The organism is Blastococcus atacamensis (assembly GCF_002938425.1).
Taxonomy (GTDB): Bacteria; Actinomycetota; Actinomycetes; order Mycobacteriales; family Geodermatophilaceae; genus Blastococcus; species Blastococcus atacamensis.
In genome coordinates this window covers 1-19,376 of the sequence record NZ_POQU01000005.1, presented here as the reverse complement: position 1 = coordinate 19,376, position 19,376 = coordinate 1, and the positions used below count along the sequence as shown (strand labels likewise).

The window sequence follows — 19,376 nt, the reverse complement described above, 5'->3', positions numbered from 1 at the left end:
TGGAGGGTCCCGATGAGCGAGTCCAGCGCTGTCCGGCCGGAGGTGTCCACGTCCGCCGACGTCACGTTGGTGGCGCGCGGGATCACCGTGACCGCGTCGGTCGAGGTCTCGACCGAGTTCGTCATCTCGGTGCGGCCGCACGGCGAGGGCACGGCGTGGAAGACCTCGGTCAAGCCCGGTGACTCCGTCGAGCTCTACTGGGTCTCGGGCTACGAGGAACGCACGCTCCCGGCCAAGATCAGCGGCCTGGACGACGAGGGCGACGGCGTCCTCTGGAACCTGACGGCCACCGGTGCCGCCGAGCGCAGCCAGCGTCGTCGCGCCGTGCGGGCCCGCGCCGAGGTGCCGGTCACCATGCCGTGGACCGACGGCATGCTGTCCGGCCACACGGTCGACCTGAGCGAGGCCGGTATGCGCGCGCTCGTCGACGGCTGGGGCCTGCCGCCGGACAACGGTTGCGAGCTGAACGTGGCCATCTCCCTCAACGAGCGCACCGTGCACCTGAAGGGCGAGATCGTCCGGCAGACGGTGCAGGGACCGCGGTGGCTGCTGTCCGTGCGCTTCCTGGACGTGCCGGAGGCCGACGGCGACTCGCTGCGCCGCCGGGTGTTCCAGGCACTGCGCGAGGAGCGCGCCGCCGCCGACTGAGCCGACCCGGCCAGCCTCACAGTCAGCCCTCGGCCGCGGCGGCCTTCCGCGCGCGGCTGGGCTGCACCCGCATCGGCTCGCCGGGCATCTTCGGGTAGTCGGGGGGATAGGGGAGGTCGCCCATGCCGGCGTCGCTCTCCTGCTTCTCCGCGAGCTCCAGCAGCCCGGAGATGTCGTAGGCGTGGTCGGCCAGCCCGGCGTGCTTGTCACCGACCTCGCGGAAGCGCGCGGGCATGGTGCGCACGTCGAAGTCGAACGGTGAGACGTCGGGGAGCTCGTCCCAGTCCACCGGCGCCGACACCGGGGCGTGTGGCCGGGGCCGGATGGAGTACGCCGAGGCGATCGTGCGGTCCCGGGCCATCTGGTTGTAGTCGATGAAGATCTTCTCGCCGCGCTCCTCCTTCCACCACGACATGGTCACGCGGTCGGGGAGCCGCCGTTCCAGCTCGCGGCCGAAGGCGATGACCGAGCGACGCACCTCGGTGAAGGTCCACCGCGGCTGGATGGGCACGTAGATGTGCACGCCCCGTCCGCCCGAGGTCTTCGGCCAGCCCTCCATCCCGAACTCGTGCAGCAGCTCGCGCACGTGCGGGGCCACCCACACGGCGTCGGAGAAGTCGGTGCCCGGCTGCGGGTCGAGGTCGATGCGGATCTGGTTCGGCGACTCGACGTCGGCCTTGCCGACCGGCCAGGGGTGGAAGGTCAGCGTGCCCAGGTTGGCGCACCACGCCACGACGGCGACCGAGTCCGGCGCGATCTCGTCGGCCGTCCGCCCGCTCGGGAACGTGATGTGCGCCGTCGGCACCCACTCGGGGGCGTTCTTGGGCACCCGCTTCTGGTAGAACGCGTCGCCGGTGTTGTCCACGCGGGTGGAGATGCGGGCACCTTCGAAGACCCCGCCGGGCCAGCGCTCGAGCGTCGTCGGCCGGTCCTTCAGCGCGAAGAGGATCCCCTCGCCCACGGCGATGAAGTACTCGACGACGTCGATCTTCCGGATGCCCAGGTCCCCGAAGTACGGCTTCTCCGGGTTGGAGATGCGCACCTCGTGCCCGTCGACGTCGAGGACGACGGCGTCCTTGCTGCTGGCCATCGAGCCACTCCGCTCTGCCGGGGGGTCAGGCCGGGCAGGTCAGCCCGTCCTGCGGTGCCACCAGGTCGATCAGGTACGCGTTCACGGCGGCGGTGATGCAGTCGGTCTTCGGGTAGGCCGTGTGACCCTGACCCTGCCAGGTCAGCAGCACGCCCGCCGCCAGTTCCTCCGCCATGTCGACCGCGCCGGGCAGCGGCGTCACCGGGTCGCCCTGGTTGCCGACGACCAGGATCGGGGCGCTGCCGGCGGCGTCGCGCTCCGGGACCGGGGTCCGGTCGGCCTCCCACACCGAGCAGGTGTACAGCCCGGCGGCCGACCCGGCTCCGAAGAGCGGGTACTTCTGGCTCCAGTCGGCGACCACCGTGCGGATCTCGGTGGTCTCCACCGTCTCGTCGGTGTCGGCGCAGTTGATCGCCAGGTTGGCGTCGAGGAGGTTGGAGTACGTGCCGTCCTCCAGGCGACCGGTCAGCTCGTCGGCCAGGGAGAACAGCGCCTTCGAGTCGCCGTCCCGGGCGGCGCGCAGGCCCTGCGCCAGCTGCGGCCAGGAACCCGTGTCGTACAGCGCGGCCTGCACGGCCGTGAGGACGATGCCCGGCGTCGCCTGGCGGGTCTCGCCCTCCTCGCTGCTGGGGATCGGCGCCCCGGCCGCCTGGGCGAGCAGCTCCTCGACGAAGCGGCGCGGGTCGTCACCGAGCGGGCAGCCGGCGATCAGGCCCCTGCAGTTCTCCGCGAACGCGTTGAAGCCGGCCTCGAAACCGGCGGCGCTGGCCTCGGCGTCGGCCACCAGGTCGGGGTCCGGGTCGACCGCGGCGTCGAGCACCATGGCCCGGACCCGGTCGGGGAAGAGCTCGGCGTAGGTGGAGCCCAGCGTGGTCCCGTAGGAGTACCCGAGGTAGGTCAGCTGCTCGTCGCCGAGGGACTTGCGCAGCTGCTCCATGTCGCGGGCGGTGTCGACGGTGTTGAAGGTGCCCAGGGCGTCGCCGTACTCCTCGGCGCAGCCGTCGGCCACCTCCTGGGTGAGCGTGAAGACGGCGTCGAGCTGCTCGGCGGTGGTCGGCCGCGGCTCGGCGGCGATCACCCGGTCCTTGAGCTCGGCGGGGATGCACTCGACGGGCGTGGAGAGGCCGACGCCGCGCGGGTCGAAGCCGACGATGTCGAACCGGGCCAGGATCTCGGGGGGCAGGGTCAGCGCCAGGCCGATGGCGGCGTCGGCGCCGGAGCCGCCGGGGCCGCCGGGGTTGACCACCAGGGAGCCGATCCGCTCGGTCTGCCCGGCGGGGGTCGCCCGCACCAGGAAGAGCGGCAGGGTGGCGCCGGCGGGCTCCTCGTAGCTGATCGGCACCTCGGTGCGGCCGCACTCGAAGAGGAGGTCGCGCTCGCTGCCCGGCTGGCCCGCGATCAGCGGCTGGATCTGGGCGTCGCAGTCGCTCCACTCGATCTCCGCCGCCTCGGCCTCGGTGGGGGTGGCGTTGGCGGCAGCAGGCTTCTTCGGTTCATCGCCGAACGAGGTGCATCCGGCCAGTGCGAGCGGAAGGGCCAGCAGCAGGCTGGACGCGACGGCCGGGAGGCCACGGTGCAGACGCTTGATCACCTTCACGAGACTAGGAGGCGCGCGGCCCCCGTGCAGACGCGTGCTCCCGATCGGGCGACATCCCGGGGCCGTCGCCACCCCACGTCAGCCGTCCAGGACCTCGGCGAGGTCGTAGCGAACCGGCACGTCGAGCTGGTCGTACGTGCAGCTGCGGGGGTCCCGGTCGGGACGCCACCGGAGGAACTGACCGGTGTGACGAAGTCGTCGCCCTTCGAGCTGGTCGTACTTGATCTCGACGACCAGTTCGGGGCGCAGCGGCACCCAGGAGAGGTTCTTCTTGGCGTTCCACCGGCTGACGGCGCCGGGCATCCGCTGCTCGCCGTCGCCCTGCACCTGGGCGTTGGCCCAGTCCTGCCACGGATGCCCGTCGACGGCCTCGGCCCGGTAGGGCGCGAGCTCCTCGACCAGCTCGGCCCGGCGCTTCATCGGGAACGACGCCGCGACGCCGATGTGCTGCAGCTCGCCGTCGGAGTAGAGGCCCAGGAGCAGGGAGCCGACGATGGGGCCGCTCTTGTGCCAGCGGAAGCCGGCGACCACGCAGTCCGCCGTCCGCACGTGCTTCACCTTGGTCATCAGCCGCTGGTCGGGGCCGTAGGGGAGGTCCGCTGCCTTGGCGACGACGCCGTCCAGACCGGCGCCCTCGAAGGTCTCGAACCAGCGCTCGGCCGTGGCGGCGTCGCGGGTGACGCCGGTGAGGTGGATCGGTGCCCGGCTGTTCCGCATCGCGGTCTCCAGACGAGCCCGGCGCTCGGCGAACGGGGTCTGGAGCAGCGACTCGTCCCCCAGTGCGAGCAGGTCGAAGGCGACGAAGGAGGCCGGCGTCTGCTCCGCCAGCAGGTTGATCCGCGACTCGGCGGGGTGGATCCGCTGCAGCAGCGCCTCGAAGTGCAGCCGGTCGCCGCGCGGCACGATGATCTCGCCGTCGACGACGCACCGCTCCGGGAGGTGCTCCTTCACCGCGGCGACCACCTCGGGGAAGTACCGGGTGAGCGGGCGCTCGTTGCGGCTGCCCAGCTCCACCTCGTCGCCGTCGCGGAAGACGACGCAGCGGAAGCCGTCCCACTTGGGCTCGTACAGGAAGTCGCCGGTGGGCACCTTGGTCGCGGCCTTGGCCAGCATGGGCTTCACCGGCGGCATCACGGGCAGGTCCATGCGGCGTAGTCAAGCAGCCCGGGACGACGTCGACCGAGCCGGCGATCCGGTCGGGTGGCGTCGGGTCAGTCCGTCGCCGTCACCCACCCGGGGACGACCCTCGCCTGGCCTCCGGCGGTCGGGGACCTCCGGGCGGAGCTGCGGGGAACCGCTCGGGTGGAGGATTCGGAAGCCGTCCTCGCGGACGGTCCCGTCGCGCACGACGACGTACTCGTGGGCCGACCCGTCCGGGGTGATGGCCGTGACGGCCTCGGTGAGGTGGTGGAGCCCGTCCGCGAGAGGTCCGCGGTGAGCCGGAGGAACCAGCCCGTCTCCACGCGGACCGCTTCGGGGTCCGGCCCGGACAGCCGGATGCGGGAGCCGGTGTACGGCGGAGCCGGCTCCACCAGCATGCCGAAGTCGGTGAACCGCCGCCCGGCTCGACGGGACTGGACGCGGCCGGACGACTCGGGTGCGGGCCGCGTCGTTGTCGTCCGCTGACCCCGCGTGGGCCTAGGGGCGGGCGGCGCCGCCTACCCCGTAGCGGGTGAAGAGCATCCCGTCCTCCTCGAGCACCTGGCGCAGCGAGAGGCGCACCGCGACCGGGAGAGCGCCGTCGAGCAGCCGGGTCTCGCCCCCGACGAGCGCGGGAGAGACCGACAGGTCGAGCTCGTCGACCACCCCGGCAGCGACGGCGGTGCGGAGCAGCTGCGGCCCGCCCTCGCAGGTCACCTGCGCCAGGCCGCGCTCGGCGAGGGCGTCGAGCGCGGCCGGCAGGTCGACGTCGTCGTCGCCGCACACGAGGACGTCGACGCCCGCGTCGGTCAGGGCCGCGCGCCGGTCCGGATCGGCCGACGCGCAGGTGACCAGGATCGTGGGGGAGACGGCGTCGGTCACCAGCCCGCTCGCGGGGTCCAGCGACGCCCGCCGCGAGACCACGGCGACCGGCATGGCCGGGCTGCGGCCGATCGCCTCGCGCAGCCGCCCGACCGGCGAGTCCTGCGCCACGGGATGGTAGCCCTCGGTGGCCGCGGTGCCGTGCCCGACGAGGACGACATCGGCCAGGGCGCGGAGCACCCGGAACACCCGCCGGTCGCCCGGTGATCCCAGCCCCTCGCTGACCCCGCCGACGGTGATGGCGCCGTCGAGCGAGGCGATGAAGTTCATCCGCAGCCAGCGTCCCGCCGGGCAGCGGTAGGCCTCCACCAGGCCGCCGTCGTCCAGCTGGGTGTCGTCGGACCCACCTGACCCGGGGAACAGCCGCCGCACGTCAGCGCGTGGCCACGATCGCGGCGCTCTCCGCGGCCAGGGTGACCGTGGAGGCGTCGACGGTCGGCAGCTCCCCGGTGGTGAAGAGGACCTCGCCGGCCGGGACGTCGAGGTCGATCTCCCGCGGTGAGTCGGCCAGGTTGACCACCACCCGCAGCGAGCCCCGGTGCACCACCATCCAGCGGTCGGCGTCGTCCCACTCGACCTGGACGGCGGAGAGGTCGGCGTCGACGAGGTCGGGGTGGGCCTTGCGCAGGGCGAGCAGTGACCGGTGCACGGCGAGCAGCCGGTCGTGCGGCTCCTGCGCGAGCTCGGACCAGTCGAGCTTGGACCGGGTGAAGGTCTCGGGGTCCTGCGGGTCCGGGACGATCTCGGGGTCCCACCCGTGCTCGGCGAACTCGCCGATGCGCCCCTCGGCGGTCGCCTTGCCCAGCTCCGGCTCCGGGTGGCTGGTGAAGAACTGCCACGGCGTCCGGGCGCCCCACTCCTCGCCCATGAACAGCATCGGGGTGAAGGGCGCGGTCAGCACGAGGGTGGCGCCGACGGCGAGCAGCCCGGGGGAGAGGGTCTCGGAGATGCGGTCGCCGGTGGCGCGGTTGCCGATCTGGTCGTGGTCCTGCAGGTAGCCGAGGAACTTCCAGCCGGGCAGGCGGGCGGTGTCCACGGGGCGCCCGTGCGAACGGCGACGGAAGCTCGACCAGGCGCCGTCGTGGAAGAACGCGCCGGTCAGCGTCTTGGCCAGCCCGCCCAGGCCGGCCTCGGCGAAGTCGGAGTAGTACCCCTGGCCCTCCCCGGTCAGCGTGCTGTGCAGCGAGTGGTGGAAGTCGTCGCTCCACTGCGCGTGGATGCCGCTGCCCCCGGCGGCGCGCGGGGTGACCATGCGCGGGTCGTTGAGGTCGCTCTCGGCGATCAGCGTGAGCGGCCGGCCGACGGCGACGGAGAGCCGGTCCACCTCGGTCGACATCTGCTCGAGGATCGGCACCGCGCGCTCGTCGACCAGCGCGTGCACGGCGTCCAGCCGGAGGCCGTCGACGTGCATGTCGCGCAACCACATCAGCACGTTGTCGAGGATGTACCGGCGCACCTCGTCGGAGTCGGGCCCCGCGAGGTTGATCGAGTCGCCCCACGTGTTGGAGCCGCCCTCGGCGAAGATCGGGAAGAACAGCGGCAGGTAGTTCCCCGACGGGCCGAGGTGGTTGTAGACGACGTCCTGGATCACGCCCAGCCCGCGCTGGTGGCAGGCGTCGACGAACCGCTGGTAGGCCTCCGGCCCGCCGTAGGTCTCCTGGACGGCGTACCAGAGCACGCCGTCGTAGCCCCAGTTGTGCGTGCCGTTGAACGCGTTGACCGGCAGCAGCTCGATGAAGTCGACGCCGAGCTCCACCAGGTGGTCCAGCCGCTCGATGGCCGAGTCGAGCGTGCCCTCGGGGGTGTAGGTCCCGATGTGCATCTCGTAGACCACGCCGCCGGCCAATGGGCGCCCGGTCCACGCGGAGTCCCCCCACGAGTAGGCGGACGGGTCGAAGCGGCGGGACAGCCCGTGCACGCCCTCGGGCTGGCGGCGGGAACGCGGGTCCGGACGCGGTGTGTCGTCGTCCCCGAGCAGGAAGCCGTAGTCGGCGTCGGGTCGCGCCTCGACCGCGGCTCGCCACCAGCCGCCCTCGTCCCGGCTCATCTCGTGGACGGTGCCGTCGACCTGCACTCGCACGCGTTCGGGCAGCGGGGCCCAGACGGCGAACTGGGCGGGAGCGGGCATGCGGGAGCCTCCAGGAAGGGGGACGGCGGGGAGCGGAGGAGTTCTGCCCGCGTTGCGGCGGCCCAACCATCCCGGTGACCGAACCGGGCGCGTCCGCGTGCCGCGGCGGATTCGCGATCTGACCAGGCCCTCGGCCGCTATCGTCCCCGGCCACCGGTACCGCTGGGTACCCCATCCGCCGGAGGCCGCCCGTGGGCACGGTTCGCACCCTCGTCTTCCCTGCGCTGCGGCTGCTCGTCTGGGGGGTGATCGCCGCGGCGCTGGTCGTGCTCGCCTTCCGCGGCGGCGGGGAGACCGACACCGTGGCCGGGCCGGGTGCCCCGATGGTGGACCTCTCCACGCCGACGATGCCCGTCGCGCGCGGGACCGTCGCCAACACCGTCACCGTCAGCGGCACCGTCGTGGCCGACGACGCGGTGACGATCAAGGCGACCGCCGTCGGCACCGTCCGACGGATCGTGGCCGGGCAGGGGAAGACGGTCGCCGCCGGGCAGGCGCTGGTGGAGATCCGCGTCGAGGAGCAGTTCCCGCCGACTCCGGGCACAGACGCCGAGGGGAACCCGACGGTCACGCCCCGGCCGCCCAAGGTGCGCACGGTGACCGTGCCCGCGCCCACCGGCGGAACCGTCTCCTCCATGGACGCCCTGGTCGACCAGGTCGTGTCGGTCGGCGACAAGATCGGTGAGATCGCGCCCGGCACGCTGTCGGTGACCGCGACGCTGACCCAGAGCGAGCAGTTCCGGTTGCTCGCCCCGCCGTCGACCGCCGAGGTCACGGTGGAGGGCGGGCCGGCGCCGTTCACGTGCACCGGCCTCACCCTCGGTGCCGCCCCGACAGCCGCGGGCGGCGACCCGGGAGCAGGAGGCGGCTACCCGGGACCGCAGCCCTCCGGCGGCACGACCGCCCGGTGCGCGGTCCCCGGCGGGACCACCGTCTTCGCGGGCATGGCGGCCACCGTCGCCGTCAACGCCGGCACAGCCGAGAACGTGCTGGTCGTGCCCATCACCGCCGTCCAGGGCTCCGTCCAGCAGGGCAACGTGTGGGTCGTCGGTGAGGACGGGACCGAGGAGGAGCGTCCGGTCGTGCTCGGGCTGAGCGACGGCGACCAGATCGAGGTGCGCGAGGGACTGACCGAGGGCGAGCAGGTGCTCCAGTTCATCCCGGTGCCCGACGACTCCGTCGAGGAGCCGGGCATGGGGGGGCCGTACGGATGAGTCTGCTGTCGCTGAGCGGCATCAGCCGGGAGGTCGTCCTGCCCGACGGCAGCCTGCTGCCGATCCTCACCGGAGTCGACCTGGAGATCGCGCCGGGTGAGCACGTGTCGATCGTCGGCCGGTCGGGATCGGGGAAGTCGACGCTGCTCAACATCCTCGGGCTGCTCGACAACCCCACCGCCGGCACCTACCTGCTGGACGGCGAGCCGACCGACCACCTCCGGGCCCGGCGCCGGTCGCGGCTGCGCGGTGAGGTGTTCGGCTTCGTCTTCCAGCAGTTCAACCTGCTGCCGCGCCGCACCGCCGTGGAGAACGTGGCCGCGCCGCTGCTCTACGCCCGCGGCCGCGACTTCCTCCGCCGTCGCCGCACGGCCGCCGAGATGCTGGACCGCGTCGGGCTCGGAGCACGCGCCGACCACGTGCCGGAGCGGCTCTCCGGTGGCGAGCAGCAGCGGGTGGCGATCGCCCGCGCCCTGGTGCGGGCGCCGCGGGTGGTCCTCGCCGACGAGCCGACCGGTGCCCTCGACGTGGAGACCGGCGCCCAGGTGATGGCGCTGCTCGCCGAGGCGACGTCGGAGAACGGCGCCGCGCTCATCACCATCACCCACGACCTGTCGGTGGCCGCGCTGGCGAGCCGGCGGTACCGGCTGGACGGCGGCCGGCTCTCCCCGCTGGTGGAGGCCGGGTCCCTCGGCGCCGCGACGTCGGACCGGGGCACGGCATGACCGGCGTCCTCGGTGCGCTGTCGGAGGCCTGGGACGAGGTCCGGGTGCACAAGAGCCGGGTCGTGCTCTCGCTGGTCGGCGTCTTCCTGGCGGTGTTCGCGATGACCTCGGTGACGGCCATCGGCCAGATCGCCGCCCAGGTGCAGCAGGAGACCGCCGAGCGGACGGGGGGTCGGCCGGCCACCATCGCGGTCCAGGCCTTCGACCCCATGACCGGGATGCCGCCGGACGCCGAGGCGTGGGACGTGGCGGTCGCCGAGCTGACCGGGCGGTACGACCTGACGACGTCGGCCACGATCTCCTACGGCGAGGGGCTGTACCGCATGCCGGGCGGGACCCAGCGGGTGCAGACCGTGCGGGTGTCGCCGTCCTACGGGGAGCTGCACCGCAAGCAGCCCGTCGAGGGCCGCTGGTTCCGCGAGGGGGACCGCACCTCGCTGAGCCCGGCGCTGGTGGTCAACGAGGCGTTCCTGGAGGCGCTCGGAGTTCCGGACCTCTCGTCGCGGCCGACCGTGATGCTCGGCGGCCCCACTCCGGTGCGGGCGACCATCGTCGGGGTCCTCCGGGAGGGCTACGGCTCGGAGCTGGTCGCCTACCGGGTCGACAGGTCCGGCGGGTCCTGGGGCGACGCGGGGGCGGTCGATCCGATGCAGGCGATGTACGGCGGCCCGAGCACGCTGAAGCTCTGGGTGCACCCCGACCAGGTCGACCAGGTGATGGAGACCGTCCGGCGGGACCTCGGGTTGGCGCTGGACGGCGCCCAGGTCGATCCCTACCGGATGGACGCGGAGGGCGTCGAGGAGACCCTGGCCGTGCTGCGGTTGGCCATCCGGGGCGCCGGCGTCGTCGTGCTGATCCTCGGCGGGCTCGGAGTGCTCAACATCGGCCTGGTCACCGTGCGGCAGCGGATCCGCGAGATCGGCGTGCGGCGCAGCTTCGGGGCGACCTCCGGGCGGGTGTTCTCCGCGGTGATGCTGGAGAGCGTCTGCGCGACGGCTCTCGCCGGTGTGGCCGCGGTCGGCGCGGCCGTGGTGCTGGTCCGCAACCTGCCGGTCGAGCGGTGGTTCAGCGACGGCATCCCGCTGGCCGACGCGCCCGGCTTCCCGGTGGCCGCGGCGATCGAGGGGATGATCGCCGCCACCGCGGTCGGTGCGCTGGCCGGCCTGCTGCCGGCGATCATCGCCGTCCGCGCCAAGGTCATCGACGCGATCCGCTTCTGACCGCAGGGCAGCCGGGGCTGGGGCCCCGGCTGCCTTCGGGATCAGCGGGGGAGGACCAGCCGCTGGCCGACCCGGATCACGTCCGGGTTCGTCACCGTGGCGCGGTTGGCCGCCCAGAGTGCCCGCCAACCGCCGGCGACGCCGTGGGCGCGGGCGATCTTCGCGAGGGTGTCCCGCCGGCCCACGGTGTACCCCCCGGCGGCGGACGACGGAGAAGAGGGCACTGCCGGAGCGGCCGACGGGGCGGGGGCGGGAGCAGGTGCGGAGGCAGCCGGTGTCGTGCCGGGCCGCAGTTGCTTGCCGCACGTGGGCCAGGCGCCCGCGCCCTGGGTCAGCAGGACCCGCTCCGCGACCGCGATCTGATCCGCAGGACTGGCCAGGTCGGCCCGTGGAGCGAACTCGCCGCCGCCGTGGCCCAGCCATGTGGGCGAGCTGAACTGCAGTCCGCCGAAGTAGCCGTTGCCGGTGTTGATGGTCCAGTTGCCACCGGACTCGCACTGGGCGACGCCGGACCAGTCGTGGGCCGCGGCCTGCGCCGGCGCGGCGAGCACGCCGACGCCGATCGCCGCGGCGCCGACGACGAGGGCGCCCCTGCGGGCGCGCGTCATCGAGAGATGTGTGGACATGTGATCCTCCGATCACCGCCTGCGAGGTGAGCTGTCGGGTTCGGGCGAATCGGATGCCCGGCCGTCGTGCCGGTGGGCACGGAGCGGCTTCACCCCGAGGCGCGCGTACGCGCCGGGACGTGGGTCCCCCGCCCCCGTCCTGGGTGGGTCGGAGTCAGGTGTCCGGCGGACGGGGTTCGGCGGTCCGGCACCTCGCACCCGGCCGGGCAGGCCCGGGTGCGATCACGACGCTAGGGCCCGGATGCCGACCTGGCTGGCTCATCCGGAACGGTTCCGGGCGATTCGCCCCGGCGTGGCGGAGCCACGCCGGGGCGGGGTCCCGCCACGTGCCTGGACGACTCCGCAGGGTGCCTGCCGCCCCGATGAGCTCACCTGGCGGCGAAGGACCCTGGCCCTTCGTCAGTCGCGGACGAGGAGGGCGACGGGGAGCTTCGCCAGCAGCACGTCGGCGGCCACGCCGGCGACGTCCGAGACCACCCGCTCCCCGGTGAGCAGGTCCCGCCACGCACCGTTGGGCAGCTGCAGCGCGGTGTCGCCCCAGCCGCTCTCCGCCAGTTTGGCGGGGAGCCGGGTGGCCACCACGACCACGCCCGTGCCGTCCTCGGCGCTCCGGTCGAACGCGACGACGTGATCCGCACCCGAACCGGTCACCTCGACCGGCGCGTACCCGGCGAACCACTCGGGGTGGTCACGGCGGGCACGGAGCACCCTGGAGACGACGAGCAGCTTGGCCGCGCCGGTCTCGTCGACGTCGGGCACCTCGCCGGCGTCGAGCCGGGCGAGGAGGTCCCGGCGCAGCGTGTAGTCGACCGGACGGCGGTTGTCCGGGTCGACCAGCGAGTGGTCCCAGAGCTCGGTGCCCTGGTAGACGTCGGGCACGCCCGGCATCGTGAGCTGCAGCAGCTTCTGGGCCAGCGAGTTGGACCGGCCCAGCGGCGCGATCCGCGCGACGAACGCCTCGATCTCGGCCGTCGTCGTCGGGTCGTCGTACGCCGCGTCGACCAGCGCGTGCAGCTGCTCCTCGAACTCCTGGACGGGGTTGGTCCAAGTTGTGGAGGTGCCGGCCTCGCGGGCGGCCTTCTCGACGTAGGCGTGCGCCCGCTCGCGGGAGAGCGGCCAGGCACCGATGAGGTTCTGCCACACGAGGTGGGCCAGCGACCGGTCGGCCAGCGGGTGGCGGGTGAGCCAGCCACGGACCAGCTGCGCCCACTCCGAGGGCAGCTCGGCCAGCACGGCGAGCCGGGCCCGCACGTCCTCGCTGCGCTTGGTGTCGTGCGTCGACAGCGTGGTCATCGACAGCGGCCGCAACTCCTGCCGCCGCTGCTGCGCCGCGTGGAACCCGGCCACCGTGCCGCCGAACCGGGCCGGATCGGCGCCCACCTCGTTCAGCGCCACGAACCGGGCCCACCGGTAGTAGGCGCTGTCCTCCACGCCCTTGGCCATGACCGGGCCGCTGGTCTGCTCGAAACGGGTGGCGGCCTCGGTGCCGGCCTGCGACAGCACCGGGTGCAGGGCGTCCAGCGCCGCGGTCAGGTCGGGGCGGCGCTCGCGCACAGCGGCGACCGTGGTGTCGAGGTGCTCGCGGCCGTCGGGCAGGTAGCTGCGGTAGACGCCGAAACTCGCCAGCAGCTCGGCGAGCGCCTCCGTCTGCTGGGCGGGATCGATCCCGGGCAGCTCACCGATGACCCGCACCAGGCGGGCGACCTCCGAACCGAGCATGCCGTCGGTGACCTCGCGCTTGCAGTCGTGGACCAACTGCGCGTAGTCGACCTCCTTGCCCGCGAGCTCCGTGTCCAGGGCGGTGAAGGCCGGCTCGCCGGCCGGGTCGATGAGCACCTTGTCGACCTCGGCCAGCGCGTCGTACCCCGTGGTACCCGCCGTCCGCCAGGACCCGGGCAGGTCCTCGCCCGGCTCCAGGATCTTCTCGACGACCGTCCACCGGTTGTCCGACGCCTCGGCCAGCCGGTCGAGGTAGCCCTTGGGATCGGCGAGGCCGTCCGGGTGGTCGATCCGCAGACCGTCCACGGCGCCGGCGCGCACGAGCTGCAGCACCAGTTCGTGGGTGGCGTCGAAGACGCCGGGGTCCTCGACCCGGAGCCCGGCGAGGGTGTTGATGGCGAAGAAGCGCCGGTAGTTCAGGTCGGAGTCGGCGCGGCGCCAGTCCACCAGCTCGTAGTGCTGGCGCGCATGCACCTCCTGCGGGGTTCCCCCCTCGGTACCGGGCGCGATCGGGAAGCGGTTGTCGTAGTAGCGCAGCTCGCCGTCCACCACCTCCAGCTTCTCGACGTCGTCGGCCGACCCGAGCACCGGGATGCGGACCTTGCCGCCGCCGAACTCCCAGTCGATGTCGAAGGCGCCGGCGTGCTCGGAGTCCTGCCCGTGCTGCAGCACGTCCCACCACCACGGCGCGGCCGCGGGGTCGTCGACGCCCATGTGGTTGGGCACCAGGTCCAGGACCAGCCCGAGACCGTGCTCGTGCAGCGCGCCGACGAACCGGTCGAAGCCGGCCTGCCCGCCGCGGGCCTCGTCGATGTGGGCGTGGTCCACGGTGTCGTAGCCGTGGTTGCTGCCCTCGGCCGAGCGCAGCAGCGGAGAGGAGTAGGCGTGCGTGACGCCGAGGTCGGCGAGATACCCGGCGAGCTCGGCGGCGTCCTGGAGCCGGAAGTCCGCGTGCACCTGCAGCCGGTAGGTGGCCGCGGGCACGCCGCGACGGCGCTCCTCACCGGGGGCGAGCACCGGGCCGGTCACAGGGCCGGTCCGGTCAGCACGACGATGGCCCGGCCGTCGACGGTCACGGTCTCGCCCGGCTTGACCTCCACCGGCTCGGCCTCCTCCATCTCGGCGGTGTCCAGGACGACCGTCCAGGTCTGCCCGTAGTCAGAGCCCGGCAGCGTGAACTCGATCGGCTGGTCCGAGGCGTTGAACGCCAGGTAGAAGTGGTCGTCCTTGACGTACTCGCCGCGCTCGTCCATCTCCCGGATGCCCACGCCGTTGAGGTAGACGGCGAGGGACTTCGCGTAGCCGACGTCCCAGTCGTCGTCGGCCATCTGCTCGCCCTCGGGGGTGAGCCAGTCGATGTCCGGCACCGGCTCGCCCTGACCGCGGCGCACCGGGCGGCCGTGGAAGAAGCGGCGGCGGCGGAACGTCGGGTGGTCGCAACGCAGCTGGGTGACCTTCTTGGTGAACTCCAGCAGCCCTTCGTCGACCTTCTCCCAGTCGATCCAGGTCAGCGGCGAGTCCTGGCAGTAGCCGTTGTTGTTGCCGCCCTGCGACCGGCCCAGCTCGTCGCCGTGCAGGAGCATCGGCACGCCCTGGCTGAGCATCAGGGTGGCGATGAAGTTGCGCTGCTGGCGGGCTCGCAGGTGCAGGACCTGCGGGTCGTCGGTCTCGCCCTCGACGCCGCCGTTCCAGCTGCGGTTGTGGCTCTCGCCGTCGTTGTTGCCCTCGCCGTTGGCCTCGTTGTGCTTCTCGTTGTAGGAGACCAGGTCCCTCATCGTGAAGCCGTCGTGCGCGGTGACGAAGTTGATGCTGGCGACGGGACGGCGCCCGGAGTGCTGGTAGAGGTCGGCCGAGCCGGAGATGCGGTCGGCGAACTCGCCGATCGTCCCGCCCTCGCCCCGCCAGAAGTCACGGACGGTGTCGCGGTACTTGCCGTTCCACTCGGTCCACAGCGCCGGGAAGTTGCCGACCTGGTAGCCGCCGTCCCCGATGTCCCAGGGCTCGGCGATCAGCTTGACCTGGCTGACGACGGGGTCCTGGTGCACCAGGTCGAAGAACGCAGACAGCCGGTCGACCTCGTGGAACTGGCGCGCCAGGGTGGAGGCGAGGTCGAAGCGGAAGCCGTCGACGTGCATCTCGGTGACCCAGTAGCGCAGCGAGTCCATGATCAGCTGCAGGGACTGGGGGGCCCGCACGTTGAGCGAGTTCCCGGTCCCGGTGGTGTCCATGTAGTACTGCTCGTCGCCCTCGACCAGCCGGTAGTAGGTCCGGTTGTCGATGCCCTTGAACGACAGCGTCGGGCCCAGGTGGTTGCCCTCGGCGGTGTGGTTGTAGACGACGTCGAGGATGACCTCGATGCCCGCCTCGTGCAGGGCGCGGACCATGCCCTTGAACTCCTGCACCTGCTGGCCGTTGGCGGTTTGGGCGTACTCGTTGTGCGGCGCGAAGAAGCCGATCGTGTTGTAGCCCCAGTAGTTGCGCAGCCCCTTCTGCAGCAGGGTGTCGTCCTGCACGAACTGGTGCACCGGCATGAGCTCGATGGCCGTGACGCCCAGGTCCTGCAGGTGCTCGATGACCGCCGGGTGCGCGATGCCGGCGTAGGTGCCGCGCAGCTCCTCGGGAACCCGCGGGTGGGTCATCGTCAGGCCCTTGACGTGGGCCTCGTAGATGACCGTCTTGTTGTAGGGCGTCCTCGGCGGGCGGTCCACGCCCCAGTCGAAGAACGGGTTGACGACGACGGACCTCGGCATGTGCGCGGCCGAGTCCTCGTCGTTGCGCTCCTTGGTCTCGAAGTCGTAGCCGAAGACCGACGGGTCCCAGTCGATCTGGCCGTCGATCGCCTTGGCGTACGGGTCGAGCAGCAGCTTGTTCGGGTTGCAGCGCAGGCCCTGCTCCGGCTCGTAGGGCCCGTGCACGCGAAAGCCGTACTTCTGCCCGGGGTGGATGCCGGGGAGGAAGGCGTGCCAGACGTAGCCGTCCATCTCGGGGAGCCGGATCCGCTCCTCGTTGCCCTGCTCGTCGAAGAGGCACAGCTCGACCTTCTCGGCGACCTCGCTGAAGATGGCGAAGTTCGTGCCGGTGCCGTCGTAGGTGGCGCCGAGGGGGTAGGCGCTACCCGGCCATACCTGGGTCATCGTGTGGTGTTCCTCCTGCGCAGGGGCCCCGGGGGCGCGGGGCGGTGGCCGGCGCGCGTGCTGACGCCACCGGCCGGGGACGGACGTCGGAGACCGGTTGCCCGCGCGGGGGCCCCGCCACACCTGGACCGGGTGTGAGTCGTGCCGGGTTCCTGACCAGGCGGGAGCCGGTGCGCTGCCGGCGACGACGACGCCCCCGCGGCAGTGCCGCGGGGGCGTCGGGCGCAGGTCCGGCCAGGGGTGCAGGCGCAGCGGGGCCGACCTCGCCCGGGTCGAGGCCCGGGTGGCGCTGGTCCCCGAGCGGACCGCTCCTGCGTGCAGGCACGCTAGGGGGTGACGGCGGAAGGAGACAAGTACCCGCTCTGTCCCGTCCTCCCCGGCCGTCCCGTCGGCTGCCCGACACCGCTCGCGACGCGTTCTGTCACACCACCGACGTACCGTCGTCCCCGTGCGCACGACCACCGACCTCCGGCCCACCCAGGGGCGTTTCCGCGTCGTCAGCGAGTTCCAGCCCGCCGGTGACCAGCCGGCCGCCATCCAGGCGCTCGCCGAGCGGGTGAACTCGGGCGCGCAGGACACCGTGCTCCTCGGCGCGACGGGTACCGGCAAGTCGGCGACGACCGCCTGGCTCATCGAGCAGGTGCAGCGGCCCACGCTCGTCATGGCGCCCAACAAGACGCTCGCCGCGCAGCTGGCCAACGAGTTCAGGGAACTGCTGCCCGACGCGGCGGTGGAGTACTTCGTCTCGTACTACGACTACTACCAGCCCGAGGCCTACGTCCCGCAGACGGACACCTACATCGAGAAGGACTCCTCCATCAACGAGGAGGTCGAGCGGCTGCGGCACTCGGCGACCAACAGCCTGCTCACCCGGCGCGACGTCGTGGTGGTCTCGACGGTCTCCTGCATCTACGGCCTGGGCACGCCGCAGGAGTACGTCGAGCGGGCGCTGAAGATCAAGCTGGGGGAGGAGCGGGACCGCGACGAGCTGCTGCGCACGCTGGTCACCGAGCAGTACACCCGCAACGACCTCTCGTTCACCCGCGGCACCTTCCGGGTCCGGGGCGACACCATCGAGATCTTCCCGGTGTACGAGGAGCTCGCCGTCCGGATCGAGATGTTCGGTGACGAGGTCGAGCGGCTGTACTACCTGCACCCGCTCACCGGTGAGGTCGTGCGCGAGGTCGAGGAGCTGTTCGTCTTCCCGGCGAGCCACTACGTCGCGGGTCCCGACCGCATGGAGCGGGCCATCCGCGGCATCGAGGCCGAGCTCGAGCAGCGCCTGGCGGAGCTGGACAGGCAGGGCAAGCTGCTGGAGGCGCAGCGGCTGCGCATGCGCACCACCTACGACATCGAGATGATGCGCCAGGTCGGCTTCTGCTCCGGCATCGAGAACTACTCGCGGCACATCGACGGCCGGAAGCCCGGCTCGGCCGGCGCCTGTCTCATCGACTACTTCCCCGACGACTTCCTCCTCGTCGTCGACGAGTCGCACGTGACCGTGCCGCAGATCGGCGGCATGTACGAGGGCGACATGAGCCGCAAGCGGACGCTGGTCGAGCACGGCTTCCGGCTGCCGTCGGCGATGGACAACCGCCCGCTGAAGTGGGAGGAGTTCACCGACCGGATCAAGCAGACCGTCTACCTCTCGGCCACCCCGGGTGACTACGAGCTCGGCAAGGTGCAGGGCGACGTCGTGGAGCAGGTCATCCGGCCCACCGGCCTGATCGACCCCGAGGTCGTGGTCAAGCCGACCAAGGGCCAGATCGACGACCTCGTGCACGAGATCCGCATCCGTACCGAGAAGGACGAGCGGATCCTGGTCACGACGCTGACCAAGAAGATGTCCGAGGACCTCACCGACTACCTGCTCGAGCTCGGTATCAAGGTGCGGTACCTGCACTCCGAGGTCGACACGCTGCGCCGCGTCGAGCTGCTCCGCGAGCTCCGGCAGGGCGAGTACGACGTGCTGGTCGGCATCAACCTGCTGCGCGAGGGCCTCGACCTTCCGGAGGTGTCGCTGGTCGCCATCCTCGACGCCGACAAGGAGGGCTTCCTGCGGTCGGGCAAGTCGCTGATCCAGACCATCGGCCGCGCGGCGCGCAACGTGTCGGGCCAAGTGCACATGTACGCCGACAAGATCACCCCGTCGATGGCGCAGGCGATCGACGAGACCAACCGGCGGCGCGAGAAGCAGATCGCCTACAACACGGCGCACGGCGTCGACCCGCAGCCGCTGCGGAAGAAGATCGTCGACATCCTCGACGGCATCTACAAGGCAGCCGAGGAGACCGAGGCGGCGACCGAGCTGCTGGGCGGCTCGGGGCGCCAGCAGTCGCGCGGGAAGTCGCCGGTGCCGGGGCTGTCGTCCAAGGCCAAGGCCAAGGCCGGGTCGATCGACGTGCAGGGTCTGCCTCGGGCCGAGTTGGCCGACATGATCCAGGCGATGAACGAACAGATGCTGGCGGCGGCTCGGGAGCTGCAGTTCGAGGTGGCCGCGCGGCTGCGCGACGAGCTGAACGAGCTGAAGAAGGAGCTCCGCCAGTTCGACGCCGCGCACGCCTGAGCCAGGCCCGGCGGGGCCGGAGCGCACCCCGCCGGAAAGCCTCAGTCGTGCGGCGGGGCGAGGGTGCGGGCCGCGCAGGTGTTGGCCAGCTCCTCCGCGTCCAGTGACGGGTAGGCCCGCGCGCACCACAGCTCGACGTCCTCGCTGCCGCTGAACCCGGCGTCCACCAGGGTCACCCAGTACGGCTCGCCGTCCGCGGCGAACGACCGCTTCCCGAAGTCGGTGGACGTGAGCACCAGCACCGGGGCGCCGTCGGCCACGGAGAAGGCGGCGTTGCTCTCGGCCAGGATGTCGGCCGCGTAGAAGGTGTGCGTCCCGTTCTGCGCCGTCTGCAGGGGATCGGTGATGCCGACGCTCTTCGACGCCACCTGGGCCACCCAGCGCTCGTCCAGGACGAGGTCCGAGAGGGAGTCCGACCGTGCGGCCGCCAGCTGCAGGAGCGCCTCGTTCTCGGACGGGGTGGTCGCGGAGGAGCTGCTCCCCGACGGGGTGCTCGACCAGGGCGACGACGGGGCGGCGGACCACGGGGACGAGGGTGAGGGGCGGGTCGACGGCTGTCACTTATACGCATCTGACGCTGTCGACGAAGAGGATCGTGTAGATCCTCATGGTAGCCGTATCTTTTATGACTAAATATAAAGTAAGATAGAAACATAGCCAAGTCGAGACACATCATGTGTAACATAA

The 19,376-nt window shown here is 72.1% G+C and carries 14 protein-coding genes and 1 riboswitch; of the genes, 5 read left to right on the top strand and 9 right to left on the bottom strand.

Features of this window, described 5'->3' with window-relative positions:
* The first annotated feature begins 12 nt into the window (after positions 1 to 12).
* Positions 13 to 648, top strand: a complete 636-nt coding sequence (locus tag C5508_RS02425; RefSeq protein WP_104523264.1) for a PilZ domain-containing protein — start codon at positions 13 to 15, stop codon at positions 646 to 648.
* Between the two features lie 22 nt (positions 649 to 670).
* Here the strand turns inward: C5508_RS02425 and C5508_RS02420 are convergent, their stop codons facing one another.
* The 5 genes from C5508_RS02420 to treZ all read right to left on the bottom strand — a co-directional run bounded on the left by C5508_RS02420 (position 671) and on the right by treZ (position 7,485).
* A complete protein-coding gene (locus C5508_RS02420; RefSeq protein WP_104523262.1) occupies positions 671 to 1,738 on the bottom strand; it encodes a DNA polymerase domain-containing protein in 1,068 nt (355 codons plus the stop codon).
* A 25-nt stretch (positions 1,739 to 1,763) separates the two neighbouring features.
* Positions 1,764 to 3,329, bottom strand: a complete 1,566-nt coding sequence (locus C5508_RS02415) for an alpha/beta hydrolase (protein WP_232796866.1) — start codon at positions 3,327 to 3,329, stop codon at positions 1,764 to 1,766.
* A gap of 84 nt (positions 3,330 to 3,413) precedes the next feature.
* On the bottom strand, positions 3,414 to 4,481 hold the full coding sequence (locus C5508_RS02410) for an ATP-dependent DNA ligase (RefSeq protein ID WP_104523260.1): 1,068 nt from the start codon (positions 4,479 to 4,481) through the stop codon (positions 3,414 to 3,416).
* Between the two features lie 492 nt (positions 4,482 to 4,973).
* Positions 4,974 to 5,729: a pyrimidine reductase family protein gene (locus tag C5508_RS02400; protein ID WP_104523256.1), complete on the bottom strand. Its 756-nt coding sequence runs from the start codon at positions 5,727 to 5,729 to the stop codon at positions 4,974 to 4,976.
* Between the two features lies 1 nt (position 5,730).
* The gene (treZ, locus tag C5508_RS02395) at positions 5,731 to 7,485 is read right to left on the bottom strand and encodes a malto-oligosyltrehalose trehalohydrolase (RefSeq protein WP_104523254.1); all 1,755 of its coding nucleotides are present in this window, start codon (positions 7,483 to 7,485) and stop codon (positions 5,731 to 5,733) included.
* Between the two features lie 191 nt (positions 7,486 to 7,676).
* On the opposite strand from treZ, the gene C5508_RS02390 reads away from it, so the two are divergent.
* From C5508_RS02390 to C5508_RS02380, 3 genes are read left to right on the top strand one after another with little or no spacing between them, the layout of a single operon-like run.
* A complete protein-coding gene (locus tag C5508_RS02390) occupies positions 7,677 to 8,699 on the top strand; it encodes an efflux RND transporter periplasmic adaptor subunit (RefSeq protein WP_104523252.1) in 1,023 nt (340 codons plus the stop codon).
* On the top strand, positions 8,696 to 9,424 hold the full coding sequence (locus tag C5508_RS02385; protein WP_104523250.1) for an ABC transporter ATP-binding protein: 729 nt from the start codon (positions 8,696 to 8,698) through the stop codon (positions 9,422 to 9,424). Before C5508_RS02390 ends, C5508_RS02385 begins: the two co-directional genes overlap by 4 nt.
* A complete protein-coding gene (locus tag C5508_RS02380) occupies positions 9,421 to 10,644 on the top strand; it encodes an ABC transporter permease (protein ID WP_104523248.1) in 1,224 nt (407 codons plus the stop codon). Before C5508_RS02385 ends, C5508_RS02380 begins: the two co-directional genes overlap by 4 nt.
* Positions 10,645 to 10,685: 41 nt before the next feature.
* Here C5508_RS02380 and C5508_RS20455 read toward each other — a convergent pair whose 3' ends face one another.
* The 3 genes from C5508_RS20455 to glgX form a co-directional block, all read right to left on the bottom strand.
* Complete coding sequence (locus C5508_RS20455; RefSeq protein ID WP_104523246.1) at positions 10,686 to 11,270, bottom strand: LysM peptidoglycan-binding domain-containing protein; 585 nt, start codon at positions 11,268 to 11,270, stop codon at positions 10,686 to 10,688.
* A 1-nt stretch (position 11,271) separates the two neighbouring features.
* Positions 11,272 to 11,431, bottom strand: a riboswitch (cyclic di-AMP (ydaO/yuaA leader).
* A gap of 238 nt (positions 11,432 to 11,669) precedes the next feature.
* Positions 11,670 to 14,018, bottom strand: coding sequence for a malto-oligosyltrehalose synthase (gene treY / locus C5508_RS02370; RefSeq protein WP_104523244.1), 2,349 nt, complete (start codon positions 14,016 to 14,018; stop codon positions 11,670 to 11,672).
* Positions 14,015 to 16,123 (bottom strand): glycogen debranching protein GlgX, encoded by a 2,109-nt coding sequence (gene glgX, locus C5508_RS02365; RefSeq protein WP_104523242.1) that lies wholly within the window; start codon positions 16,121 to 16,123, stop codon positions 14,015 to 14,017. The genes treY and glgX overlap by 4 nt, the downstream gene beginning before the upstream one ends.
* 448 nt (positions 16,124 to 16,571) lie before the next feature.
* Here glgX and uvrB point away from each other — a divergent pair, with 448 nt between their 5' ends.
* Positions 16,572 to 18,689: an excinuclease ABC subunit UvrB gene (uvrB, locus tag C5508_RS02360; protein ID WP_104523240.1), complete on the top strand. Its 2,118-nt coding sequence runs from the start codon at positions 16,572 to 16,574 to the stop codon at positions 18,687 to 18,689.
* Positions 18,690 to 18,730: 41 nt separating this feature from the next.
* Here the strand turns inward: uvrB and C5508_RS02355 are convergent, their stop codons facing one another.
* Positions 18,731 to 19,066 (bottom strand): hypothetical protein, encoded by a 336-nt coding sequence (locus tag C5508_RS02355; protein ID WP_104523238.1) that lies wholly within the window; start codon positions 19,064 to 19,066, stop codon positions 18,731 to 18,733.
* Positions 19,067 to 19,376: the final 310 nt, after the last annotated feature.